Origin of the sequence: Arcobacter sp. (assembly GCF_050300555.1) — a bacterium.
Taxonomy (GTDB): Bacteria; Campylobacterota; Campylobacteria; order Campylobacterales; family Arcobacteraceae; genus Arcobacter.
The window spans coordinates 12752-38468 of the sequence record NZ_JBNKXY010000004.1; the positions used below are offsets into that span (position 1 = coordinate 12752).

A 25717-nucleotide genomic window follows, 5' to 3' on the forward strand; every position below is an offset into this window, starting at 1 on the left:
TGACTTGTATAAAAAAATTAGTAGGAGGAGATTGATGCAAAACGGTGCACAAATCGAGTATGATTACTCAATTGCAAAAGCCTTTACATTTGCAACAATTCTGTTTGGTATCATTGGTATGTTAGTTGGTGTTATTCTAGCATTCCAAATGGCGTTCCCTAGCTTAAATAATTTAGCTGGTGAATATGGTACTTTTAGTAGATTAAGACCTTTACATACAAATGGTGTTGCTTTTGGTTTTACTCTTAGTGGTATTTTTGCTTCATGGTATTACATCTCTCAAAGAGTTTTAAAAGTTTCTTTGAAAGAATCACCATTTTTAATGGCCATTGGTAAATTACATTTCTTGCTTTATTTCATTACGATTCTTTTAGCAGTTGTTACACTATTAGCTGGTATTACAACTTCTAAAGAGTATGCTGAATTAGAGTGGCCAATAGATATCCTTATCACTTTATGGTGGGTTTTATGGGGTGTTGGTATTTTTGGAATGATCGGAATTAGAAGAGAGAGAACATTATATATCTCTATTTGGTACTTTATTGCATCTTTCTTAGCAGTTGCAATGTTACACCTTTTTAACTCTATGGAAGTTCCAACAGCGTTAGTATCTGGATATGGTAACTGGTATCACTCAGTTTCTATGTATGCAGGAACAAATGATGCTTTAGTTGAGTGGTGGTATGGACACAACGCAGTTGGTTTCGTATTTACTGTTCCATTAATTGCTATGATTTATTACTTCTTGCCAAAAGAATCAGGACAAAATGTTTACTCATATAAGTTATCTATATTAGCTTTCTGGGGATTATTATTTGTTTATTTATGGGCTGGAGGACACCACTTAGTTTATTCAACTGTTCCAGATTGGATGCAAACTATGGGTTCTGTAATGTCAGTTGTTTTAATTTTACCATCATGGGGATCTGCTATTAATATGCTTTTAACAATGAAGGGTGAGTGGCAACAGTTACAATCTAATACATTAATTAAATTTATGATATTAGCATCAACATTCTATATGTTATCAACAATTGAAGGTCCAATTCAATCAATTAAATCAGTTAATGCTATTGCACACTTTACTGACTGGATTCCAGGACACGTACATGATGGTACTTTAGGTTGGCTAGTATTTATGATTATGGCTGCTTTATATCATATGGCACCAAGAATGTATGGTAGAGAAATTTATTCTAAATCTTTAATGGATACACAATTCTGGTTACAAACTACTGCGATTGTATTATATTTTACATCAATGTGGATTGCGGGAATTACTCAAGGTATGATGTGGAGAGCATATGATGAATATGGTTCATTAGTTTATTCTTTCATTGATACAGTAAATGTATTACAACCTTACTATACAATTAGAGCTGTTGGTGGATTAATGTACTTAATTGGTTTCTTTATGTTTGCATATAATATGTATAAAACGGCAACAGCAGGTAGAGTTCTTGATAAAGAACCAACTAACGCAACGCCAGTAGCTGCATAAGAAGGAGGGATTATTATGTTTCATTGGTTCGAACAAAGACCGTTTTTCTTTGCGGTATTAGTATTTATATTTATTGCATTTGCAGGTATTATTGAAGTTATACCTGATTTTGCAAAACAAAGTAGACCAACAGTTGGTACAAAACCATATTCAATTTTAGAGTTAACAGGTAGACATGTTTATATTAAAGATTCATGTAATGCTTGTCACTCTCAATTGATTAGACCATTTAAATCAGAAACTGATAGATATGGTATGTATTCATTATCTGGTGAATATGCTTATGATAGACCATTTTTATGGGGATCAAAAAGAACTGGTCCAGATTTAATGAGAGTTGGAAATTATAGAACTACAGATTGGCATGAAAATCATATGATGGCTCCTGCTTCTGTTGTTCCAGGTTCAATTATGCCATCTTATGCACATCAATTTTCAAATATTGCTGATGTTGAGACTGCATATGGAGAAGCTGTTACAGTTAAAAATGTATTTAATACACCATATGATGTTGATTTAAACGGAGATGGTAAAGTAGATGTTCCATTAGGAACTTTTGAAGAAGCAAAAGCTGAAGCTTTAAGAGAAGCAAAAGTTATAGCTGCAGATATGAAAAATCAAGCTGTAAAAGATGCCGTAGCGAACGGTCAGATTCCTGAGATTGTAGCGCTTATCGCGTATATGAATTCTTTAAAATAAGAGGTTAAGACATGAGTCATCAAGAATTGGTTGATTTACAAGGATATATGAAATTTTTTCTTATCCTTGTAGTATTTATTATATTTTACTCTTATGCTTACTCAATATACAAAAGAGATAAAAAGGGTGAGAGAAATTTTGAAAAATATTCAAACTTGGTACATGATGACTCAATTGAGTCTAAACCTCTTGAAGATAGAAACAACAATTTAGACGAAAAAGAGAAGGAGAAATAGTATGAAATCTATGGTAATAGGTGGAATTATTCTTATCGTCGCTTTAATAGCAGGAACTTACTTCGTTGCTGGTGATGCTTTTAATAGTGATGATTATATTAATAGTTTAACTATGCTTGGGGCAGTTGCAATTATTACAATTACTGTATTTGTTGCCTTAAAGTATGTTAATCAAATGAAAAATGATACTGCTGGTGGTGAATTAGCAGAAGAGAAATGGGATGGTATTGGTGAGTATAAAAATCCTATCCCAACTGGTTGGGGATTAGCTTTTATTGGAACTATTGTTTGGTTATTATGGTACTGGACAGTTGGTTATCCAACAAATGGATTCTCTCAAATTGGTCAATGGAATGAAGAGACTATTGAATTCAATAAAAAATTTGAGTCAAAATGGGAAAACCCATCAAATGAAACTTTATCTGCAATGGGTGAGTCTGTATTCTTAGTACAATGTTCACCTTGTCATGGTGTTGATGCAGAAGGTATCAATGGTAAAGCTCAAAATTTAAGAAAAAGAATGTCACAAGCTTCTGTTGAGAATGTGATTAGAAATGGTGCTAATAACCTTAAAACTGTATATCCAGGTGGTATGCCTCCAATGATGTTAACAGATGAAAATGATATTAAAGTAGTATCTACATATGTTGCTGGTGGGTTTAAAGGTGAACAACCAGCTGCATTTGGTGTGTGTGCTGGATGTCATGGTGCTGATGGTAAAGGTATGCCTTATGTTGCTCCAAACATTTTAGAATATGATGATGCTTTAGTTTCAGCAGTATTAGAAAATGGTAAAAAAGGTGCAATTGGTGCAATGCCAATTTTTAAAGGTAGATTAAACCCTACTCAAGAAAAAGCAGTAGCTGCATATATTAGAAGTTTAGGAGAGTGATATGGCTGGAAATTCTCAAATGAACGATAGTGAAAGAGGTATATTTGCTCTTAATGGTATCACTGGAATGTTAATTGCTACAGTACTATTATTATCGATTTTAGGTGGTTTAACATTTTTTGGTATCATGACACAAGCAAATGAAGCTCAAAATTTTTATAAAATTAATCAAGATCTAACTGGTCTTAAAGCTAACAGTTCAGATAATGCAAGTCATTATGAACTTGTTGGTAAAACAAAGTAAGGGGTAGATTATGGATAAAATTATCGGACTACTATTATTAGTATCAGCTGTAGTATCAGCTTACTTAGCTTATTTTGATTCTTCAAAAGTATTTGTTGGATAAATGAGAGCTTTAAAAACTTTAAAAATAGCAGTGTTTTCACTGCTATTTTTTTTAATCCCATTAAATGCAAGTATAAACAAATATGTTATATCTGATGATGTTGTTATTGATACAAGAACAGCTCAAAAGATATTAGAAATTGGCTCAGAAGTTAAGAGTAAAACAAATGTAAATATATATGTTAATGCCAAAACAACTTTAGGCATTGATAAAGAAATTCCAACAAAAGAAAAATTAGAATTTATTAAAAATTATGAAACACAATTAGTTTCAAAATTAGAAAAACCTTATGTACTTTTAAATATTGCTTTAGAACAAACTCATGTTAATATACTTATGTCGAAAGATATAGAAAAAATAATTGATAAAAATGATATTTTAAATGGTTATGTTGTACCATTACTTGCTTCAAAAGATAAAAATACACTTTTTACAAAAGTAAGCGCTGCTGTATTGAATGGCTATGATGAAATTGCTGATCAAATTGCCAAGGCGAACGGTGTAGAAAAACTTGAAACAGGAATTCCAGATTCTGGGAAAACTGCTGGAACTATTTGGAAAGTTTTTATGTACACAATTGTTTTAGGTGGTATTATACTTTATACTTTTGCAGTATTAAGAACAAAAAAGAAATAGGTAATAAATGAAAAAAAGAAATTTTTGGCCACTTCTTTTTATAGCTATATTTGGTTTTACTTTCTCTATGATTGTATGGACTATTGTTTCAGCTGTAAATACGCCAGTACATGAAGATAAATCATTTTTAAGTACATATCATAATGTTGATGGTGACTTTAATGATATCGTTGCTTCAAATGAAAAATTTAGTGACAAATATAACATAAAAATTAAAATTAATGAAAAAGTATTTGATAAACTACTAATAAATGATGTATTCTTATCTCAAAGAGTAATTGATGATAAGTCCACACATAAAGATATTTTTAACAAAGGTTCAAATAGTGTTAAATTTGAATTAAGTGATAAAAATGGATTAGTAGTTAATAATGCAAAAATTAATTTTAAAGTTACTAGAACAACAAATAGTTATTCTGATATTGACATTAATAATAATGAAAATGGAAATTACTCTTTTAATTTTGACTTAGCTAAAGAGGGTAATTGGAATATAACTGGAACTATTGATACAAATGATGGAGAAAAAGGTTACTTTTATATAAAGTCAAATGCTACATCAAAGTAACAAACTTATCGTATATCCCACTTCAAGAGCTATTAGGGAAGTAATAAAGAATAGAAGTAATGAAAATACATTACTTCCATCTTATTTAACTATTGATGAACTTTTTAAAAAATCTATTTCTATAGCGAACAAAAAATACATTGATGAAGAACAAAGGTTTTTATTCTTAAAAGCTGCCTCTGATGTAAAAAGACTTGAAAAACTTGGTTTATCAAATAATTTTACCTCTTTTTTAAAACAATCGGATTATTTATTTAGATTTTTTGCAGAATTAGCAGCTGAAAAAGTCTCAATTGATTCTATTGAACTTGCTGATACATATGAATATTATAAAGAGCACATAGAAATTTTAAAAGAAATTTATAATAATTATATTGAAATATTAAATGATAATAATGCGGTGGACAAAATAAATATTGCATATTTTTATGAAATAAATGAAAATTTTTTGGATAGATATGATGAAATAGAAATATTTTTTGAAGGTTATTTTACTAATTTTGAATTGGAAATAATATCAAATATTGCTAAAAGAAAAAAAACTATTATTAATCTCTATTCAAATAAGTATAATCAAAAATCCATGCAAAGTTTTATAGAAATGGGATTTGATTTAGAAAGTGGTTTTGAATATAAAATTGATTTGACTAATAGATTAGTTTTAAAAAAAGAAGAAGAATATTCAGAATTATCAGATATAAAAGTTAATGCTTTTACAAGTAGGATAAATCAAATTGCATTTATAAAAGATTCAGTTGTAAATGCTGTTAATAGTGGCATAGAAGCTCATAAAATAGTCTTAGTAGTACCAGATGAAAAATTTACAGCTATCATAGAACAATTTGATGATGAAGGTTATTTTAACTATGCGATGGGAAAGAGTATAACTAATAGCAAATTATATAAGGTTATAAGTTCCATATACAATTATTTAAGTGAAGAAGAAAGAAAAACAAAAGAGTCAATAGAGTTTTATAGTATTGATATAGAAATAATAAATAATCTAAAAACTGTATGGAATAAAAGATTAAATAAAAGCAATTTTGATTTGTTATTAGATTATTTAAAATCCATAGAAACAAATAAAGAGATAATAGAGAAGTTTGATGAGCTTATATATAAATTGAATCATCTATTTTTTAATAATACACAAAATATAGTTTATAAAGAAGCTATTAAAATACTTATACAAAAAATATCAAAAATCAGTTTGGATGATGTTAATTCTGGGCTTATTACAGTAATGGGCTTATTAGAAACAAGGGCAGTAAAATTTGATGCTGTGATTATTTGTGATTTCAATGAAAATTATATTCCAAAATCAAGTATCAAAGATAAGTTTCTATCTTCAGTAATTAAAAAAAGAGTTAATTTACCAACACAAAAGGATAGAGAAAACTTACAAAAGTATTACTACTATAAGCTAATAAATAGTGCCCAAAAAGTTTATATTTCATATACACAAAATGAAACTATGCAAATAAGTAGATTTACAGATGAACTCTTTAAAGATAAAATTGATACAAAAACAAAAGACAAAGAGTATAAACAAATTTTATATAAAAACAAAAATATAAATCATTTTGATAGTGAGATAATACATAATATTGATTTATCAAAACAAGAATGGTCTGCAACTTCACTTAAAAAGTTTTTAGAGTGTAAAAGAAAATATTATTTAGAGTATATTCACAAAATCAAAGACCATGATATAAGTTTAAAACCAAAAGGTTTTGAACTTGGTAGTATTGTTCACAAAACCCTTGAGTTTGCATTTCAAAATTATGATATAGCTGATATTACTTTTGAAAAGTTAAAAGAATTATTTGAAAAACATTTGATTGATAATCCATTTTTACTTTTGGATAAAGAGGTATATTTAAAAAAGCTAGAACAATTTGTTAATGTAGAGAAAAAAAGATTTGAAGATAATAACTTAGCATTACTTGAAGTAGAAAAAAGTTTTAACTTTGATTATGAGGGAATAAGAATAAAGGGAAGTATAGATAGAATTGATAAGTTAGATGATACATTTTTACTTATAGATTATAAAACATCTTCTTCTCTTAGTATTGATAGTTTAAAGACCTATGAAAATAGCGTTGATTTTCAATTAGAGTTTTATTACCTTGCTTGTAAAGAGTTATTTGGATATGAAAAAATAAAAGCATATTATTATGATTTAAATAGCTCAAAACTCCTTGAAGAGGTTGTTTTAAATGAAAAACTAGATTTGCTAAAAAATATACTAAGTGAACTTAAAACTACAGAAGTAAATTTTGAAAAGTGTGAAAAAACATCAACTTGTCAGTATTGTGAGTTTAAAACTATTTGCAATAGATAAAATAGTGTAAATATTAATTTACACTATTTTGAAGTAGCGATTAAGACATCCTCAATCATTTTTGTAATGTCCCCATCAAGTATTGCTTCAACATTTGAGTAACCAATATTACTTCTGGTATCTTTTACTTGTTGATATGGTTGCATAACATAGGACCTTATTTGATGTCCCCATCCATTTTCACTTTTTTCTACACCATCTTTTGTAGCTTGTTGTTTTTCAAGTTCATATTCATAAAGTCGTGATTTAAGCATCTTCAATGCACTTGCTTTATTTTTATGCTGAGATCTATCATTTTGACATTGTACAACTATATTTGTTGCAATATGTGTAATTCTAATGGCACTTTCAGTTTTGTTTACATGTTGCCCACCTGCACCACTTGCTCTATATGTATCGATTCTAATATCTTTATCTTCAATTACTATATCGATATTATCATCAATTTCAGGACTTACCATAACTGAAGCAAATGAGGTATGTCTTTTGGCATTTGAATCAAAAGGTGATATTCTTACAAGTCTATGAATACCATTTTCTGCTTTTAGATATCCATAAGCATTTTCACCTTTTATAATAAAAGAGACATCTTTTATCCCAGCTTCTTCGCCATCTTGATAATCTAAAACTTCAATTTTAAAGTCCATTCTTTCAGCCCATCTTAGATACATACGATAAAGTATACTTGCCCAATCTTGAGACTCTGTACCTCCAGCACCAGGATGAATAGATATAATTGCATTAAGTGTATCATCAGGATTTGATAACATAACTGATATTTCAGTTGATTTGATTAGATTTTCTAAATCTTCAGCTTCATCATATAACAATTCAAAGGTATCTTCATCTTTTTCTTCTGTTGCTAATTGATAAAGTTCATTTGTTCCACTTAATGAGTCATTAGCTTTATTAAATTTAGACAATTTACTTAAAATTCTATTTTTTTCTATACCAATTTTAGTAGCGTTGTCAACATCATTCCAAAAATCTTGACTTGATTCAAGTTCTTCAATCTCTTTTAGTCTAGAAGTCAATTCTTCTGGCTTCAAAATGCTTTTTATATTACTAAGTTTTTTATTTAATAGTTTTAATAATTCAGAGTATTCGTAATTATCCACTTATTTATCTGTCTCTTCTTTATTGATTGATTGTAAATATACATAGATATTTTTAATATCATCTGTGCTAGATATAGTTGCAAATGGCATCATAACAAAAGCTTGTCCTCTATTGTAAGTTCCAAGATTGTAGTCTCTCATTGTCATTATAAAATCATCTAAACTTAAATCTTTTATTGGTCTTGATGTACCACTTGATTCTATTTCACCTTTTTCACCATGACATCTTTGACATTTCGCTATATATCTTTGTTTTCCTGAAATAGACATTGCATAATTTCTTTTAACTATTGCTTGTCGTTTAGCTTCTTTATCTTTGTCTTCAAGTCTTGCAATAATTTGTTTTTCTAATTTATCTATATCAAAATTACTTACATTTTCATTTTTTTTAAAGACATAGATATAGTTGTATCCATTTTTTGTTTCTGTTATTTTGATGTCGTTGACATTCCAACCTTCTTCTTTCATTTGAGAAGGAGATTTTTCACCTGAACAAAGTCCACCATCTAGTTTTGTTTTTTCAATAGTTGACATTGATTTATGATTTTCTTTAAAGCACATAGTTGTTTGTGCAAAAAGAGACATTGTAGTTAGGGTTGCAAAAGTAAATGCTGAGATTAGTTTTATCATTTTTGATATCCTTTATAAAAAGGATATTTTATCATAAAGTTTCTTGAGATTTTATTTATAAAAAAAGGCTAGAAGCTTTAGCTTCTAGCCTTTAGGTTTTGTAGTTAACTATATTTTTCTAATATTAGAAAGAATATACAATGTTAAGTCTACCTCTTTTACCTGAATCAGTATCACCATCTTTGTCAACTTGACCAAGTCTTACATAGTAAGAGAAGTTTTTAGCCACTTTATGTGTTGCTTGGAATACCCACTCACTTTCATCTGAATTAGCAGCAGAATCTACAGATAAGTCATTGTAGTTAACAGAAAGGTTAATATTAGATGTAACATCTACATTAACATTTAATTTATACATATCAGCATCATCTCTGTTACCTAAATCTACACCCCAACCTTGGAACCCAACGTCAGCATCAGAGTCACCAGTGATATTTACACCTGAAGTTGTATTAACATCATTAGTCATACCATAATCAACACCGAATCCTACGATACCAATTTTAGCTTTTGCACCAAGTTTGAATAATTTAGCAGTGTCAACATTAGCAACATCTGGATTTAATGCAGAATATCTAGCATAGAAAGAAACAACACTAACTTTTCCACTTACACCAAGAGTATATGCTTTTGCTCCATCATCAGAGTTATCATGTATTTCTGAAACATCTAAATACCACGCATCTAAAGCAACTGGACCAGCGTTACCCATTACACCTAAACCTGCAACTGCTTGACCAGTAGTAGCTAAGTTAGTGTTTTGTAAGTATGTACCAGCAATTGTAACAGGACCTGCATTAACAACTGCAGTTAAACCGTTACCTGTATCTTCATCACCTGTTGCGTCAGCTTGTACTGCAAATGGAGAAGGAACAGCTTGTTTACCAGCAATAAATGTAGTATTAGCAATACCAGTATATACAAAGTTAGCTTGGCTTAATCCAAAAGAAGCTTGTGCATCAGAACCACCTGCAGAAATTGTAGCCATATCATTTGTTGAACCAGTAGCACCAACAGAATTATTACTAGGATTGTTTGCTAGTGTATTTCCACCACCAATAATTGTTTTTGTTACAACAGTAATATCATCAGTAGCATTAGCTTTTAATGTAATAGCTGCTTTATAACTATGGCTAGTTACATTTGGGTGAAGGTTCTTACCATTAGCATCTAATGTAGTATTATCAGAACTTCTATCATTATATTGATATGCAACTGTACCAGATACATCTACACCTTTAATTGCTTCTTCTAATGGTTTTGCATTAGCAGTAGTTAAACCAGCTACTGCAACAGCAGCAACTAAACTTAATTTTACGAATTTTTTCATTTGATCTCCTGAAAGGGTTATTTAAATCAGATCCTCGGACGCGCGAACAATCTTCTTACACGAAGTGTTTGAAAGATACTTTCCGATTCACCGTTGCGAAAATTTTACTTGGATTAAAATTAAAGTTTTCTTAATTTGTGGGTTTTTTAGTAATTTAATCTATTATTTTAAGTTTTACCTATAAAAATCGTATAAATTATAGTGTTACACTTACTTTACACTTAGGTAAAATATCTGGTTTTTGGATAGTTAGTTTGAGTTTTTTTATATTGTATTTATTCTTTAAAAATGTGTTTAATTGGATAAGTGCATCTTCCAAAAGTTCAAACTTTTTTTCTAACATGATATTTTCTATATCCAAGGCTACTTTTGAGTAATCTACAAAGTTTGAATTTTGGTATTTATATTTAAAAGAGCAATTTATTACTACTTTTTGCTCTTTTTCTCTTTCAAATGGCAAAATACCAATAATACAATTAAAAGTAAGGTTTTTTATTTTAACCTTCATTTATACAGCTTTTAACTCTTCTTTTTTTATAAGTCTAATTATATTTGGAATATGTTTATAAAAAATTATAAAAGCTATTAAATACATTGGAGCATTTGAATTTACAGCAAGTCCATTATTAAATATTAGTGCTGAAATAACAACTGCAACTAAACCTAAAAGTGATGAAAGTGATGATATTTTTAAAACCTTTGCACAAAATCCCCAAACAACAGCACCTATAAGTGTTGGGATTGGAATAAGCACTAAAAAAACACCAAGTCCTGTTGCAACACCTTTTCCGCCCTCTAAGGCTAAATAAATACTGTAGCAGTGTCCAATGATAGCCAAAACAGCAATAGTCCAAAGCGTAGCTTCACTAACACCATATGCCATCGCAATAAGTAAAACAACAGTTCCTTTTACAGCATCAAGAATAACAGTTGCAAGACCTAGTTTTTTTGCTAAACTTGGATTTGTTTCTTTTACTACTCGTAGAACATTTGTTGCACCAATACTTTTACTACCATGCTCTTTTATATTTACCCCCGCAAAACTTTTTGCAAGTAATAACCCAAATGGAATAGAACCAATTAAATATGCTAAAATATAGAAAATCAGATTTGTATTTAAGAAATCCATTAATAACCTCAATTATCATTTTAAAATATGTTTAAATGGATTATAACTAAAAATTTGTTATATTCCCGTTAATTAATAAATATTAAAACCTAAGGGTAAGTTTTGAATTTAAAAGATGAAATAATAAAATTAAAAGAAGAGTTAGATGTTACGTTAGTTGCACACTTTTATCAAAGAGATGAAGTGTTTGAACTAGCTGATATCACAGGAGACTCTTTAGAATTAGCTAAAAAAGCTATGCAAACAGATAGTAAATATATAGTTTTTTGTGGTGTTGGATTTATGGGGGAGAGTGTTAAAGTAATGAGCCCTCAAAAAAGAGTTCTAATGCCTAAAATTGCCTGTTGTGCAATGGCTAGAATGATTGATGTGGATTATTTTGATGAATCATTAGCCAAATTAAATGCTATGGGAGTATCAAGTGATGAACTTCTTCCTATTACATATATTAACTCTAGTGCAGCAGTAAAAGCTAGAGTTGGAGAAATGGGTGGGATGGTTTGTACCTCTTCAAATGCTTATAAAATTATTGAAAAAGGTTTAAAGTCTGGTAAAAAAATCTTTTTTGTACCAGATCGTTGTTTGGGACAAAATTTTGCAAAAAGTCTTAATCTTAAATCAACTGTAATAGGTGATGGAACTGACCCAAAAGAAGCAGATATTATATGTTATGATGGTTTTTGTTCTGTTCATCAACTTTTTTCTACTGATGATATTGAGTTTTATAGAAATAAATATCCAGATATTTTAATTGCAGTTCATCCTGAATGTGACCCAAAAATTTGTGATATGGCTGATTTTGTTGGTTCTACTTCACAATTAATTACATATATAAAAGAGTTACCAGTTGAGCAAAAAGTTGCAGTTGGAACAGAATATAATATGGTAAATAGATTAAGAGAAAAAAATACATACATATTAAGTTCAACAAAACCAGAGTGTCCAACAATGAATGAGACAACATTGGAAGATGTATATAATTGTCTAAAAGAGATAAAAGATAAAAAAGAAGTATTTTCTAATGAAATTTTTGTAGATGAAAATGTAACAAAATGGGCACAAGTGGCGCTACAAAGGATGTTTGAAGTATGATTAATATAAAAAAATTCGTAAAAAATGCCATAATTGAAGATAATGGTAGGGGTGATTTATTTTTTGATGTTGCTCCAAAGGGTAGATTTACAGCAAAGGTTATTTCAAAAGATGATGGTATTTTTGCTGGTGAAATATATGCAAAAGCTTTATCCAAAACAGAAAAATTTGAGTGTAAATTTTTAAAACATGACGGTGACAAGATTAAAAAAGGTGATGTTATAGCAAATCTTGAAGGTAAAGCAGCAGTTTTACTTTCAAGTGAGCGAACTTTTTTAAATATACTTCAACATGCCTCCGGAATAGCAACAATGGCAAATTCTTATGCTTCTTTGATTGAAGACTTAGATGTTGTTTTACTTGATACTAGAAAAACAAGACCACAACTTAGAGATTTTGAAAAATATGCAAGTAGAATAGGTGGTGCTATTAATCACCGATTGGGACTTGATGATTGTTTGATGTTAAAAGATACTCACCTAAGAACAATTACAAATCTAAAAGAGTTTGTTAAAAAAGCTAGAAAAAGAATCTCTTGGGTTACTAAAATAGAAATAGAGTGTGAAACTTTTGAGCAAGTAAAAGATGCTATGGAAGCAGGCGGAGATATCATAATGTGTGACAATATGACTCCTACTCAAATACGAGATGTGGTAAAGTTTAGAAATGAAGTCCATCCTCACGTTCTTTTAGAAGCAAGTGGAAATATAAATTTAGATACGGTAAGGGATTATGCACTAACTGGTGTTGATGCACTTAGTTCAGGAAGTATTATTCACCAAGCAACATGGTTAGATTTTTCTATGAAATTTGATTAGTGGTTAACTTTTGATTAGTAATTATATGTTAGTCTAAAAAATATTTTAATAAAGGAGAGTATTTGACAAAAGATTTTATAACAAATAACAAAGTAAATACTGCCTCTTTTGTAAGTGCGTTAAAATTAATTGAGAATTCAAAATATATTTTGATAATCACCCATATAAATCCAGACCCTGATACTATATGTTCAGGGCTTGCTCTTTCAAACTATTTATATGAAAATAGAATAAAACATAAAGTTTTTAATAAGGGGAAAAATCTTCCTGAAAAATGTGACTTTATAAATAGGTATGAAAAAATTACTGACCAAATCCCTAAATTTTATGATTTAGTTATTTCAGTTGATTGTGGTACTTCAAATAGATTTGGTATAGATATTCCCCAAGGAATGCCATTAATTAATTTTGATCATCATAAATCAAATGATAATTTTGGAACAGTTAATATTGTTGATATTAATAAATCATCAACTTCTGAAATTGTATATGATTTTTTTAGATTCAATGGTTTATATATTACAAAAAATACAGCAGAAGCACTTTATGTTGGTATTTACGATGATTCATTAGCTTTTACAACTCCAAGATGTGATGAGTTTACCTATGAAAAAATTAACTTTTTAGTTAAATGTGGCGCTAGTCCAGTTTATATTGCTGATAAGTTTATAAAAAGAGACTCTTTGGCTAAATATAGAATTTTACCCAAGATATTTAATAGTTTAGAACTTTTAGATGAAGGTAAAGTTGCAACTATTTATGCCACAAAAGAGTGGTTTGAAGAAAGTGGTGCAACAACTCTTGAAACAGAAGTTGCGCTAGATATGGTATTAAATATTGCAATTGTAAAAATAGCAATATATTTTAGAATAGTAAATGACAAAGTTAGAGTATCTCTTAGATCAAAAGAGAAAATAGATGTTTCAAAAATCGCTTCCGTTTTTGGTGGAGGAGGGCATTTAAATGCTGCAGGTTGTGTAATACAAACTGATGATGTTTTTGAAGCAAAAAAGATTATATTAAAGGAAATTCTTGAGAAATAAAAGTAGTTTTGGAAAAATATTGTTTTTTATCTTTTTAGTAGCTGGAATTGCAGCAGGTGGATTTGTATATTTATCACCAATGTTTGAAAAAAATCCTCCAAAAATTGAGTTTAAAGATAATATATATTGGAATTTAAAAAGTAAATTAAATTTAAGTATTAGTGATGATAGTGGTATAAAATTTTATAAAGTAATTTTTAAAGATGGAAATAAAGAGATTGTATTAGATACACAAGTTTTAGTTGAAGCTAAAAAAAGAGTTGATTTAGAATTAAAATCACCAGAGCTTGATATGTTCTTTAAAAGTACAGATGTTCAAATAATAGTAGAAGCAATAGATAGTAGTAAATGGAATTTTTTAGAAGGTAATAAAGTAATTGAAAGTTTTAATCTTAAAATAGATAGAAAAAAACCTTTGGCTTCTGTTATATCAAATTCGTTTGCAATAAAAAGAGGTGGTAGTGCCTTAGTTATTGTAAAAGTAGAAGATGAAAATTTAAAAGATAGTTATATTTCATTTAATAATGAGCAAAAATTTGAGTTGATACCATTTTACAAAGATAATTATTATGCTTCGTTAATCGCATGGCCTATTTTAACAGAAAATTTTAGCATAGTAAATTTAATTGCCATAGATAAAGCAGATAATAAATCTATAATAAAAGTACCTTTATATATTAGAAATATAAAAGAAAAAGCATCAAAAATTAAAATTAGTGATAGTTTTATTCAAAATGTAAGTACAAAAGTTCTAGATCAAAGTGGAAAAGAGATACCAAATGATTTAGTTGAAATATTTATTAAACAAAATGAATTATTAAGGTCTCAAAATGTTGCTAAGATAGAAGAAGTTTCTAAAAAGTATATGGATAAGGAACTTGTAAATGAGTTTAATATTATACCTTTTAAAAGACTAACAAATGCTGCAACTGCAGGTCAATTTGGACAAAGAAGATCTTATTATCATAACAATATAAAAATTGATGAAGCTTGGCATTTGGGAGTTGATTGGGCAAGTGTTAAAAAAGCAGATATCTTTACTACAAATAAAGGAAGAGTTATTTTTAATGACTATTTAGGAATATATGGGAATACTATTATTCTAGATCATGGATTTGGTTTACAAACACTTTATGCCCATACTAGTTCTTCAAATGTAACTGTAGGTGAGAAAGTTGAAGCTAATCAAAAAATTGGAAATACTGGTGTTAGTGGGGCAGTTTTAGGTGATCACTTACATTTTGGGGTTTTGATACAAGGTATAGAAGTTGATCCTTTAGAATGGATGGATAAAAACTGGATAAAAACAAGAATTACTGATATTATTGATGAAGCAAAAAAGGTAATTGACAATAAATGAAACAAAGAACAATAGCAAAACCTGTAGAAATTGTAGGAATAGGACTTCATAAAGGCGTTCCTGTAAAAATGAGATTAGAACCTCTTGAAGCAAATCAAGGAATAATATTTTATCGTTCAGATGAGGGTTTATCAATTCCACTTAAAATAGAAAATGTAGTAGATACAAAAATGGCAACAGTTATTGGTAAAGATGGAGTTGTTATTTCGACAATTGAACATCTATTATCAGCTGTTTACGCATATGGAATTGATAATCTAAGAGTCGTACTTGATAATGATGAGGTTCCAGTACTTGATGGAAGTTCATCAGGGTATTGTATGTTAATTGATGAAGTTGGAATAAAAGAGTTAAATGAATCAAAAAAGGTAATTAAGATTAAAAAAGAGGTTGAAGTTACAACTGATGATGGGAAAAGAGTGTCATTAAAACCATCTAATCATATTGTATATGATTTTTCAATTGATTTTGAAAGTCCAGTAATTGGTCAGCAAAATTACCATTTTGATTATAGTATTGAAGAGTATAAAGAAAATATTAGTAAAGCTAGAACTTTTGGATTTTTACATGAAGTACAATATTTAAGAAGTATAGGACTTGCACAAGGTGGAAGTTTAGAAAATGCAATTGTTGTAGATGGAGATAAAATACTAAATCCTGAAGGCTTACGATATGAAAATGAGTTTGTAAGACATAAAATTCTTGATGCAATAGGTGATATGGCACTACTAGGTTATACACTTATTGGAGAATATGATGCACATGCAGGAAGTCATCACTTAAATCATTTATTAACAAAAAAACTTTATGAGTCTGAAGAAAATTATGAAATTATAGATTTAGAAGTAGCTCAAAAAGAGAGTTATGTATTTCAAAAAGCATATGCAATGGTAGATGCAAATTAAGGTTTTATTTGATTGATATTTTAGTTATTTCAATTTCTACTCCAATTAAAATAGGGGTATATGAAAATAGTGTTTTAATTGAAGAGATAGAAAAAGATGGCATGACATCAAATCTTTTGCCTATAATATTTAAAGATTTATTAAAAAAATACAAGATAGACTCTATTACATATGTAAATACTCCAGGTTCATATATGGCAATAAAAGTTGCATATGTGTTTTTAAAAACAGTGTGTATAGTTAATAATATTAAGTTAAATGCTGTAAGTGGATTTTTATTTAATGAGAATTCTCCTATTAAAGCTTTGGGTAAAAAATATTTTTTTAATAAAAATGACAAAATAATAATAGATTTTTTAGAAGAAAAGAGTATAATTTCGGATTTTAAATTACCAAAATATTTAGATAAAACAAAATTTTCATCTAATACTTTACCAATTTACAATTTACCAGCAGTATAAAAGGAAAATAATTGAGAGTTAGTGTACCAGCTACGAGTGCAAATCTAGGGCCAGGTTTTGATACCCTTGGATTAGCTTTAAAAATAAAAAATCAAGTAACAATAAGACCAGCAAAATTTCATAGTGTATCTTTAAAAGGTGAAGGAGCAAATAATCCTATCTTAAAAGATAACAATATGTTTATCGCTATTTTTAATGATTTTTATAATAATTTATCACAAAAGAAAAGAGCATTTAGATTTGAATTTGAAAATCAAATTCCATTATCTAGAGGTTTAGGAAGTTCTTCTGCTGTAATTGTTAGTGCAATTGCATCAGCATATGCAATAGAAGAGATTGAATTACCAAAAAGTAAGTTACTTAATTTGGCACTTGCATATGAATCACATCCAGATAATATTACTCCTGCAGTAATGGGTGGTTTTACTGTTTCATCTGTTGAAGATAATGAAGTAAAATATATAAATAAATCTATTCCAAAAAGTTTAAGTGCTGTGGTTGTTGTTCCAAATAGACCAATTTCTACACAACTTTCAAGAAAAACTTTACCATTTAAGTATTCTAAAGAGGATGCGGTATTTAATATTTCACATTCATCTTTATTAACAGCTGCTTTTATGAGTGAAAATTGGGATATGTTAAAAATTGCTTCACAAGATAAGTTTCATCAAAATTATAGAATGAAACAGATGCCTGAACTTTTTGAAGTACAAAAATGTGCTTTAAATAGTGGTGCTTTAATGAGTACATTATCTGGTTCTGGTTCTACACTTTTTTCAATATGTTATTTTGAAGATGCTAAGAAAATAGAGAAAGATTTGAGAACAAAATTTCCTCATTTTAAAGTATTTATTTCAGGTTTTGATAACTATGGTGTAAGAGTAGAAGCATAAAATTGGAAATTTAGTAAGTTTTGGATATAATAATTGGCTAAATTAGAAAAACCTATAAGAACTTGTGTGGTTTGTCGTAATAAACTAACTAAAGAAAATCTAATTAGATTACAGTGTAAAGATTACAAACTTATCAGTTTTGATGGTATAGGTAGGAGTTTCTATATTTGTAATGAGTGTCAAGAGAAGGCTCTTACAGATATGGAAACAAAAAAAATAGAAAAAGCACTTTTTAGACAGTGCAAAAAAAAAGACGAGTACTTGGTACAACTTAAGGAGATAATAACGCATGTCAGATAACGTAAGAGTATATGAAATTGCAGAAGAAGCTGGGGCTAGCAGCAACGATGTTATAAAAAAAGCAAAAGATTTAGGAATAGAACTTAAATCACCTCAAAGTCAAACTTCTGTTGAAGATGCAGAAGAGATAGTAAACTATATAATGACTGGAAAAAGTAAAAGACTTCAGCCAAAGAAAAAAGCAGTTAAAAAAGTAGAACCTGCAAAAGTTATTGAAGAAGTATCAGTGACTGAAGAAAAGAAACCTGAAGAAGTTAATATTGAAAAGCCAGTTGAAATTGAGAAACCAAAAGAAAAAATAAAGCCAGTAATTACAAAACCTAAGAAAGTTGAAGAGACTAGCCAAGAAGAAACTGATGATACTCAAGAAGTTAATGACAATTTATCTGTTAAAAAAGTAGTACCTAAAAGAAGAGGTTTAAAGATTGTTAAAAAGAAAAAACCTGAAGAAGAAGAGAAAATAGTTAAAACTATTCAAGAGCCTGTAGCTCAAGATGTTGTAAAAAAACCTATGAAATCTTTAAGTGAAATTTTAGGTGGGAATAATCAAGAACCATCTATAGAAGATAATAATCAACCTAAACCAAAAGTAAAAACTCAAAAGAAAAAAGCACTTCCAAAAGCACATGAACATGGAAAAGTGTTGGAAATTGAAAAAGAAGATTTTAAAGAATCAGATGACTCTTTATTAGGTGAAGAAGTTGTTTTACTTGATATGGGATTAACTGATACTTCAAAACTTTTTGATGAACCAAATACTAATCCTTCGAAAAATGATAAACAATCTAGAAGTTCTAAACCTGCTGCATTTGGAAATAGACCTCAAGGATTAAAAAGAGGGAAAAGAAAGAAAAGAATTAAAAAAGAAGTTGAAGCTGCTGAAATTACAGAAATTACAATTCCTGAAGATATTAGAGTTTATGAGTTTGCTGAAGCTTGTGGAAAAAGTGCAGCTGAAGTAATTACTGTATTATTCTCATTGGGGATGATGGTTACAAAAAATGACTTCTTAAAACAAGATGAATTAGAAATTCTTGGAGAAGAGTTTGGTATAGAAGTAACTGTAAAAGATGCCTTAGAAGACGTAAATTATATTGAAGACCATGAAGAAGAAATTGATAAAACAAATTTTGTAACTAGACCTCCAGTTGTAACTATTATGGGTCACGTTGACCATGGTAAAACTTCTTTATTAGATAAAATTAGAAGTGCAAAAGTTGCAAAAAGTGAAGCAGGTGGAATTACACAACATATCTCAGCTTATACGGTTGAACAAAGTGGTAAAAAAATTACATTTGTAGATACTCCAGGACATGCTGCCTTTAGTGAAATGAGAGCAAGAGGTGCAAATGTAACTGATATTATTATCATTGTTGTTGCAGCTGATGATGGAGTTAAACCACAAACAGAAGAAGTAATCGCTCATGCAAAAGCAAGTGGTTGTCCAATTATTGTTGCTATGAATAAAATGGATAAAGAAACTGCAAACCCAGATATGGTTAAATCTCAAATGGCAGAAAAAGAGATGCTTCCTGTTGATTGGGGTGGAGATATTGAGTTTATTGGTGTATCAGCTCATACAGGAGATGGTATTGATGAACTATTAGAAAATATTTTACTTCAAGCTGAAATATTAGAGTTACAAGCAGATCCTACATCTAAAGCAAAAGCTACTGTTGTTGAAGCTACATTAGAAAAAGGAAGAGGACCAGTTGCTACTGTTATTGTTCAAAGTGGTACTTTAAGAGTTGGAGATAATATTGTAAGTGATACAACTTATGGTAGAGTAAAAGCAATCACAAATGATATGGGTAAACCTGTTAAAGAGTTGGGACTTTCAGAAACTGGAAATGTTTTAGGATTAAATGATATTCCAACATCTGGTTCAATTATGATTGTACAAGATAGTGAAAAAGAAGCTAGAGATATTGCAACAACAAGAGCTGAACATGCTAGAGCAAAAGAGCTATCTAAATCTACAAAAGTATCTTTAGAAGAGATGAGTGGATTAATTGCTGAAGGTAAAATTAAACAATTACCAGTAATTATTAAAACTGATGTTGGTGGATCATTAGAAGCAATCAAAGGTTCATTAGAAAAAATCCAAAATGATGAAGTAAAAGTTAAAATTTTACATGCTGCAGTTGGTGGAATCACTGAGTCTGATTTAGTTTTAGCAGGAGCTAGTGAAGGTTGTATAATTTTAGGATTTAATGTAAGACCAACAGGTGCTATTAAACAAAAAGCAAAAGCTGATGGAATTACTATTAATACATATACAATTATTTATGACTTGATTGATGATATCAAAGCAACTTTATCTGGAATGATTAGTGCAGTTATAAGAGAAGAAAACACAGGTCAAGCAGAAGTTAGAGATACCTTTGTTGTGCCAAAAGTTGGAACTGTTGCTGGTTGTTTAGTAACTGATGGTAAAGTTATTAAAGGTGGACATGCAAGAATCATTAGAGATGGTGTGGTTACTTATACTGGTAAAATTTCATCATTAAAAAGATTTAAAGATGATGCAAAAGAAGTTGTTAATGGATTTGAATGTGGTATTATGTTTGAAAAATTTAATGACATAAAAGTTGGAGATTTCATCGAAACATTTATTCAAATTGAAGAAAAAGTAGAAATAGATTTATAATATGAAAAGTGTAAATTTACAAAGAACAGAGTCTTTATTAATGGAGTTAATTCCAGAGGCTCTAGCTACTTTAAATGATACTAGAATTAAATCATTAGCAATTACAGAAGTAAATTGTAGAAATGGTAAATATGATGCAATAGTTTATTATGATGGAAGTGATTATGATAAAAAAGAGCATCAAATTTTAAATAATCTTTTAAGTAAAGCAAATGGACATATAAAATCATACTGTTTAAATGCCACAGGTTGGTATAAATGTCCTAATTTTAAATTTCAAGCTGATGATAAGTTGGAAAAAGATTTAAAAATAGAGTCTTTATTTGAACAAATTAAAAAAAATAAAAAAGAGGACTAATGACTTTAGAAGAATCAATAGAAATGACTGTAAAAGGTTGTGGAGTTGAATTATACGACATTATAACAACTAAAGAAAATGATAGAGATATCTTTAGAATATATATAACTTCAAAAGATGGTATTTCTTTAGATAAATGTGCTGAAGTATCTAGATTGATTTCTCCTATTTTAGACATTGATGAACCAATGTATGGCAAATATAATCTTGAAGTAAGCTCTCCTGGAATTGAGCGAAAATTAAAAAAACCAAGACATTTTATGGCATCAATTGGTGAAAAAGTAAAAGTAAAAGATTTTGAAAAAAATGTACTAAGTGGTGAATTGATTTTTGCAGATGAAAATGAAATAAAAATAAATACTGAACATGGTGATGAAATTATTACTTATGATGAAGTATCTTCTGCATCTACATATTTTGAATGGTAAAATAAGGAGATAATATGAGTCTTGAAAGCTCATTAACTTTCTTTTTTGCCATTTTTATTTTTGGTATTACCCCTGGACCTGGAGTTTTTGCTTTATTAGGTAGATCAATGACTTTAGGTGCAAAACAATGTATTTCACTTGCACTTGGCATGACTATCAGTGATGTAATATATTTAATTTTTGCTTGTCTTGGATTATCTACTATTGCACAAAACTACGCATTATTATTTGATATTATAAGAGTTGTTGGAGCATTATATCTATTTTTCTTAGGTTATAAAATGATTACTGCCCCAATTGAAGTAGAATCTACAGATAAAAGTGTTACAAGAAAAAAAGATTTCTATTTTGGTTTTATGCAAGGATTTTTAATCTCTGCATCTAATCCTAAAGTTATACTATTTTATATTGCTTTTCTACCAACATTTTTAGATATAAAATCATTAACAAATCATGACATAATATTAGCTGCATTTTTAACAATCATTGCTTTGATGTTAGGATTAATGAGTATATCAATTATGGCAAATAAGGCTAAACAAGTTCTAAAGTCAAAGAAGTCATTAAAAAGAGTAAATTATACAGCTGGTTCAATAATGATAGCAGCTGGAACATTTTTATTATTTAATAAGCAAACATAATGAAAATTGATGACAATTTTTATATGAAACTTGCCATTGATGAGGCATGGAAATATCAACTTATAACTTATCCAAATCCAGCTGTTGGTTGTGTTGTTGTAAAAAATGGAGAAATACTTTCTATAGAGGCTCACAAAGAAGCAGGGCAAGCTCATGCAGAGGTAAATGCCCTGAAAGCTGCATACTTAAAAAAATACCCAAATGATGTTTTAAAAACAAAAAAATCTTCCCATGATATACATGAGTATTTAATTAAAAATCACAACAATTTTTTTGCTGACTGTGAAATATATGTAACACTTGAACCATGTAATCATATAGGAAAAACTCCCTCATGTGCAAACTTACTTAAAGAGTTAAAACCAAAAAGAGTAATCATAGCCCATGAAGATACAAATAAACAAGCTTCAGGAGGCATACAAACCTTAGAAAGTGTAAATATAGATGTTAGTCTTGGATGTATGAAAAAAGAAGCCTATGACCTTTTATATCCATTTATCAAATGGAGTAGTGGAACATTTGTATTTTATAAAATGGCACAAACATTAAATGGCTGTATAGATGGACAAGTTTCATCAAAAATGACTCAACTTTATGTACATACCCTAAGAGATAAAATAGACTTGATGTTAATTGGTGGAAATACTGTAAGAACAGACAAACCAACTTTGGATGCTAGATACATAGCAGGACGTGCTCCAAATGTAATGATTTATAGTAAAAACAAAATCTTCGATAATAATATCCCACTTTTTAAAGTACCAAATAGAGAAGTAATCATAAGTGATGATTTATTTAAACTACTAGATTACAAGTTTGTAATGGTAGAGGGAATTTATAATCTAATGGACATACTAAAAGAAAGAATTGATTATATGATACTTTTAGTTAGTCCAAAAATCAGAAATGGAATCAATGCACTTAATGAAATAGACATGGACTTCGAAATAGTTCACGAGAATTTTATAGGTGAAGAAAAAATAGTCTATTTAAAGAAAAAGCCATCTTTTGAATGATTTTAGTGTTGAAAATATAATTTAAAAAAGGTTAAGATTTATCGTCGAAATAAGATAGAGTTTTATTTGAAGAGGGAGCTTACAAATGTAAGTGACCGAAGAAAAGAAAGCTATATCGCAGTATTTCCACGATAAAGCTTTGACTTTTTATTTTACTTTTTCTATGTACTCACCAGTTCTTGTGTCACATTTTATAATGTCACCTTCTACTAAGTGAAATGGAATTTGTACCACTGCACCTGATTCAAGTGTAGCTGGTTTTTTACCACCTTGAGAGTCACCTTTGAAGTTAGGTGGAGTATCTACAATTTTAAGTTCAACTGTCATTGGTGGTTCAACTGTGATTGCATTTCCATTGAAGAACATCATATCACAACTCATACCATCAATAATCCAATCAAATGCTTCACCAACTTGGTCATATGTTAAACCAATTTGTTCATAAGTATTGTTATCCATAAATTGTAATAACTCGCCATCATCATATAAAAACTGCATAGTTTTTTGTTGTAAGTTTGGAGTTTCACACTTATCACCAGCATGGAAAGTCTTTTCAATAACTTTACCATTTAAAAAAGACTTAATTTTACATCTAACAAATGCTGCACCTTTTCCTGGTTTTACATGTTGATATTCTGTAATTTTATAAGGGATACCATCTAATTCGATTTTTAATCCCTTTTTTAATTCACTCATTCCTATACTTGCCAAAAGAACTCCTTATTAAATTTCTGCATATGAAACTGCTATTGCAGCTTCTATATTACTTATTTCTTTTAAAATATCACTTTTAATTGATTCATCAATTAAAATAATAGCTAGGGCATCATTATTTTTGCCTCGTGCTAATCTAAAATCTGAGATGTTAATCCCTCTATCTCCAAGAAGTTTTCCAACAGTTCCAATTACACCAGGAACATCATTGTTTCTCATCATAATCATTTTACCTTTTGGCTCAATATCAAAATCAAAACCATCAAGGTTTACTATTCTTTGTACATTTTCATCAAAAACAGTACCTGAAATAGAATTTACTCTTTTTTCAGTTGTAATTTTTACACTTACTTTATTGCTATATCCTGCAGTATGTTTCATCTCACAAGTTTCAAAAGTAATACCTTTTTCTTCTGCTAAAAAACTAGCATTTACATAATTAACTTCATCTCCTGCAGAAACGCTTAACGCACCTACAGTTGCAAAAGTTACTAAAGAATCAAGATATTCAGCAATATCACCTTGAGCACATACTGAAATTGATCTAATTGAAGATTTATCCAATTGAGCTGCAAGAAATGCCATTTTTTGAGTTAATTCAATATATGGTTTTACAAAAGAAGGAATTTTGCTTTCATCTATTGGAAGATTTAGTGCATTTGGATATGCAATACCTCTTGCTGATTCAATTGCATTTTCTGCAGCTTGAATAGCTATCTCTTTTTGTGATTCTTTTGTGTTTGCACCTAAGTGCGCAGTTACAGTGATATTTGGTAAATCTAATAATGGGTTATTAATTGCAGGTTCTTTTATAAATACGTCAATTCCTGCCATTGCAATTTTACCAGATTTTAGGTTGTTATATAATGCTTCTTCATTATATAAACCACCTCTAGCACAGTTTATTAAAATTACACCATCTTTCATTTTTGCAATTTCTGCTTCACCAATCATATTGATTGTTTCTTGATTTTTTGGTGTATGAATAGTAATAATATCACAAGCTAAAATATCTTCAAAATTTGTTGTGTATTTAATACCTAAATCAGTTGCTTTTGTTGAAGGAATATAAGGGTCATACGTAATTACATCCATCTCAAATGATTTTGCTCTTAAAGCCACTCTATGTCCAATATTTCCAAAACCAATTACACCTAGTTTTTTACCATATAGTTCATTTCCATACCAATCTTCTCTTTTCCATACTCTTTCATTTTTTAATTGATTATGAGCATAAGGAAATTTTCTCATACAAGATAGCATATGAGTCATAGTAAGCTCAACTGCAGCAATAGTGTTAGCAGTTGGAACGTTCATAGCAATAATACCTCTTTTGCTACAACCAGCCATATCAACGTTGTCATAACCAACGCCAGCTCTAATAATTGCTTTTAAATTAACTGCTGCATCTAAAAACTTTTCATCAACATCAGTTGAAGATCTTGTAATTGCAACATCAGCATCTTTAATTACATCTAATAAAGTAGTTTTATCAATATCTGCAGCAAAAACATAATTTATGTCTTCTGCAGATTTAAGAATATTTAGTCCATCTTCATGGATATGATCACAAACTACAATCGTATGTTTACTCATTCTACTAAATCC

Annotated in this window: 28 protein-coding genes; 21 read left to right on the plus strand and 7 right to left on the minus strand. The window is 29.2% G+C overall.

The genetic code is table 11. The annotated features are described in order from the left end of the window. The first annotated feature begins 34 nt into the window (after positions 1 to 34). From ccoN to ACQY5W_RS03885, 8 genes are all read left to right on the plus strand, one after another. Positions 35 to 1501 (plus strand): cytochrome-c oxidase, cbb3-type subunit I, encoded by a 1467-nt coding sequence (gene ccoN, locus ACQY5W_RS03850; protein WP_428023627.1) that lies wholly within the window; start codon positions 35 to 37, stop codon positions 1499 to 1501. A 15-nt stretch (positions 1502 to 1516) separates the two neighbouring features. Then, positions 1517 to 2200, plus strand: coding sequence for a cytochrome-c oxidase, cbb3-type subunit II (gene ccoO, locus ACQY5W_RS03855; protein ID WP_428023628.1), 684 nt, complete (start codon positions 1517 to 1519; stop codon positions 2198 to 2200). Positions 2201 to 2211: 11 nt separating this feature from the next. Beyond that, positions 2212 to 2436 carry a CcoQ/FixQ family Cbb3-type cytochrome c oxidase assembly chaperone gene (locus ACQY5W_RS03860; RefSeq protein WP_428023629.1) on the plus strand — a complete coding sequence of 75 codons (225 nt, stop codon included), beginning with the start codon at positions 2212 to 2214 and terminating at the stop codon, positions 2434 to 2436. Between the two features lies 1 nt (position 2437). Further along, positions 2438 to 3328: a cbb3-type cytochrome c oxidase N-terminal domain-containing protein gene (locus tag ACQY5W_RS03865; RefSeq protein ID WP_428023630.1), complete on the plus strand. Its 891-nt coding sequence runs from the start codon at positions 2438 to 2440 to the stop codon at positions 3326 to 3328. Between the two features lies 1 nt (position 3329). Then, positions 3330 to 3572, plus strand: coding sequence for a DUF4006 family protein (locus tag ACQY5W_RS03870; protein ID WP_428023631.1), 243 nt, complete (start codon positions 3330 to 3332; stop codon positions 3570 to 3572). Between the two features lie 103 nt (positions 3573 to 3675). Then, positions 3676 to 4311 (plus strand): hypothetical protein, encoded by a 636-nt coding sequence (locus tag ACQY5W_RS03875; protein ID WP_428023632.1) that lies wholly within the window; start codon positions 3676 to 3678, stop codon positions 4309 to 4311. A gap of 7 nt (positions 4312 to 4318) precedes the next feature. Beyond that, complete coding sequence (locus ACQY5W_RS03880) at positions 4319 to 4879, plus strand: FixH family protein (RefSeq protein ID WP_428023633.1); 561 nt, start codon at positions 4319 to 4321, stop codon at positions 4877 to 4879. Continuing rightward, positions 4863 to 7223: a PD-(D/E)XK nuclease family protein gene (locus ACQY5W_RS03885; RefSeq protein ID WP_428023634.1), complete on the plus strand. Its 2361-nt coding sequence runs from the start codon at positions 4863 to 4865 to the stop codon at positions 7221 to 7223. The genes ACQY5W_RS03880 and ACQY5W_RS03885 overlap by 17 nt, the downstream gene beginning before the upstream one ends. 23 nt (positions 7224 to 7246) lie before the next feature. On the opposite strand, the gene prfB is transcribed toward ACQY5W_RS03885, so the two are convergent. The 5 genes from prfB to plsY form a co-directional block, all read right to left on the minus strand. Beyond that, positions 7247 to 8341, minus strand: a complete 1095-nt coding sequence (prfB, locus tag ACQY5W_RS03890; RefSeq protein WP_428023635.1) for a peptide chain release factor 2 — start codon at positions 8339 to 8341, stop codon at positions 7247 to 7249. After that, a complete protein-coding gene (locus ACQY5W_RS03895) occupies positions 8342 to 8971 on the minus strand; it encodes a c-type cytochrome (RefSeq protein ID WP_428023636.1) in 630 nt (209 codons plus the stop codon). A 124-nt stretch (positions 8972 to 9095) separates the two neighbouring features. After that, positions 9096 to 10301 carry a major outer membrane protein gene (locus ACQY5W_RS03900; protein ID WP_428023637.1) on the minus strand — a complete coding sequence of 402 codons (1206 nt, stop codon included), beginning with the start codon at positions 10299 to 10301 and terminating at the stop codon, positions 9096 to 9098. A gap of 196 nt (positions 10302 to 10497) precedes the next feature. After that, positions 10498 to 10809: a dihydroneopterin aldolase gene (locus ACQY5W_RS03905; RefSeq protein WP_428023638.1), complete on the minus strand. Its 312-nt coding sequence runs from the start codon at positions 10807 to 10809 to the stop codon at positions 10498 to 10500. Then, the gene (gene plsY / locus ACQY5W_RS03910) at positions 10810 to 11430 is read right to left on the minus strand and encodes a glycerol-3-phosphate 1-O-acyltransferase PlsY (RefSeq protein ID WP_428023639.1); all 621 of its coding nucleotides are present in this window, start codon (positions 11428 to 11430) and stop codon (positions 10810 to 10812) included. It abuts the gene before it with no gap. A 102-nt stretch (positions 11431 to 11532) separates the two neighbouring features. Here plsY and nadA point away from each other — a divergent pair, with 102 nt between their 5' ends. From nadA to ribD, 13 genes are all read left to right on the plus strand, one after another. After that, a complete protein-coding gene (nadA, locus tag ACQY5W_RS03915; RefSeq protein ID WP_428023640.1) occupies positions 11533 to 12522 on the plus strand; it encodes a quinolinate synthase NadA in 990 nt (329 codons plus the stop codon). After that, the gene (nadC, locus tag ACQY5W_RS03920; protein WP_428023641.1) at positions 12519 to 13340 is read left to right on the plus strand and encodes a carboxylating nicotinate-nucleotide diphosphorylase; all 822 of its coding nucleotides are present in this window, start codon (positions 12519 to 12521) and stop codon (positions 13338 to 13340) included. Before nadA ends, nadC begins: the two co-directional genes overlap by 4 nt. Before the next feature lie 62 nt (positions 13341 to 13402). After that, positions 13403 to 14383, plus strand: coding sequence for a DHH family phosphoesterase (locus ACQY5W_RS03925; protein WP_428023642.1), 981 nt, complete (start codon positions 13403 to 13405; stop codon positions 14381 to 14383). Continuing rightward, positions 14373 to 15743: a M23 family metallopeptidase gene (locus tag ACQY5W_RS03930; RefSeq protein WP_428023643.1), complete on the plus strand. Its 1371-nt coding sequence runs from the start codon at positions 14373 to 14375 to the stop codon at positions 15741 to 15743. The genes ACQY5W_RS03925 and ACQY5W_RS03930 overlap by 11 nt, the downstream gene beginning before the upstream one ends. Then, on the plus strand, positions 15740 to 16648 hold the full coding sequence (gene lpxC / locus ACQY5W_RS03935; RefSeq protein ID WP_428023644.1) for a UDP-3-O-acyl-N-acetylglucosamine deacetylase: 909 nt from the start codon (positions 15740 to 15742) through the stop codon (positions 16646 to 16648). Before ACQY5W_RS03930 ends, lpxC begins: the two co-directional genes overlap by 4 nt. Before the next feature lie 8 nt (positions 16649 to 16656). Beyond that, complete coding sequence (locus tag ACQY5W_RS03940; RefSeq protein WP_428023645.1) at positions 16657 to 17109, plus strand: hypothetical protein; 453 nt, start codon at positions 16657 to 16659, stop codon at positions 17107 to 17109. 11 nt (positions 17110 to 17120) lie between these two features. Then, complete coding sequence (gene thrB / locus ACQY5W_RS03945) at positions 17121 to 18002, plus strand: homoserine kinase (RefSeq protein ID WP_428023646.1); 882 nt, start codon at positions 17121 to 17123, stop codon at positions 18000 to 18002. A 66-nt stretch (positions 18003 to 18068) separates the two neighbouring features. After that, positions 18069 to 18302, plus strand: a complete 234-nt coding sequence (locus ACQY5W_RS03950; RefSeq protein ID WP_428023788.1) for a hypothetical protein — start codon at positions 18069 to 18071, stop codon at positions 18300 to 18302. After that, on the plus strand, positions 18292 to 20952 hold the full coding sequence (gene infB / locus ACQY5W_RS03955) for a translation initiation factor IF-2 (RefSeq protein ID WP_428023647.1): 2661 nt from the start codon (positions 18292 to 18294) through the stop codon (positions 20950 to 20952). Before ACQY5W_RS03950 ends, infB begins: the two co-directional genes overlap by 11 nt. A 1-nt stretch (position 20953) precedes the next feature. Next, positions 20954 to 21310 (plus strand): 30S ribosome-binding factor RbfA, encoded by a 357-nt coding sequence (gene rbfA / locus ACQY5W_RS03960; protein WP_428023648.1) that lies wholly within the window; start codon positions 20954 to 20956, stop codon positions 21308 to 21310. After that, on the plus strand, positions 21310 to 21738 hold the full coding sequence (gene rimP / locus ACQY5W_RS03965; RefSeq protein WP_428023649.1) for a ribosome maturation factor RimP: 429 nt from the start codon (positions 21310 to 21312) through the stop codon (positions 21736 to 21738). Before rbfA ends, rimP begins: the two co-directional genes overlap by 1 nt. A gap of 14 nt (positions 21739 to 21752) precedes the next feature. After that, a complete protein-coding gene (locus tag ACQY5W_RS03970; protein WP_428023650.1) occupies positions 21753 to 22379 on the plus strand; it encodes a LysE family translocator in 627 nt (208 codons plus the stop codon). Beyond that, positions 22379 to 23395, plus strand: a complete 1017-nt coding sequence (ribD, locus tag ACQY5W_RS03975; protein ID WP_428023651.1) for a bifunctional diaminohydroxyphosphoribosylaminopyrimidine deaminase/5-amino-6-(5-phosphoribosylamino)uracil reductase RibD — start codon at positions 22379 to 22381, stop codon at positions 23393 to 23395. The genes ACQY5W_RS03970 and ribD overlap by 1 nt, the downstream gene beginning before the upstream one ends. A gap of 147 nt (positions 23396 to 23542) precedes the next feature. On the opposite strand, the gene efp is transcribed toward ribD, so the two are convergent. Next, positions 23543 to 24106 carry an elongation factor P gene (efp, locus tag ACQY5W_RS03980; protein WP_428023652.1) on the minus strand — a complete coding sequence of 188 codons (564 nt, stop codon included), beginning with the start codon at positions 24104 to 24106 and terminating at the stop codon, positions 23543 to 23545. 12 nt (positions 24107 to 24118) lie between these two features. After that, positions 24119 to 25705 (minus strand): phosphoglycerate dehydrogenase, encoded by a 1587-nt coding sequence (gene serA / locus ACQY5W_RS03985; RefSeq protein ID WP_428023653.1) that lies wholly within the window; start codon positions 25703 to 25705, stop codon positions 24119 to 24121. Positions 25706 to 25717 lie beyond the last annotated feature (12 nt).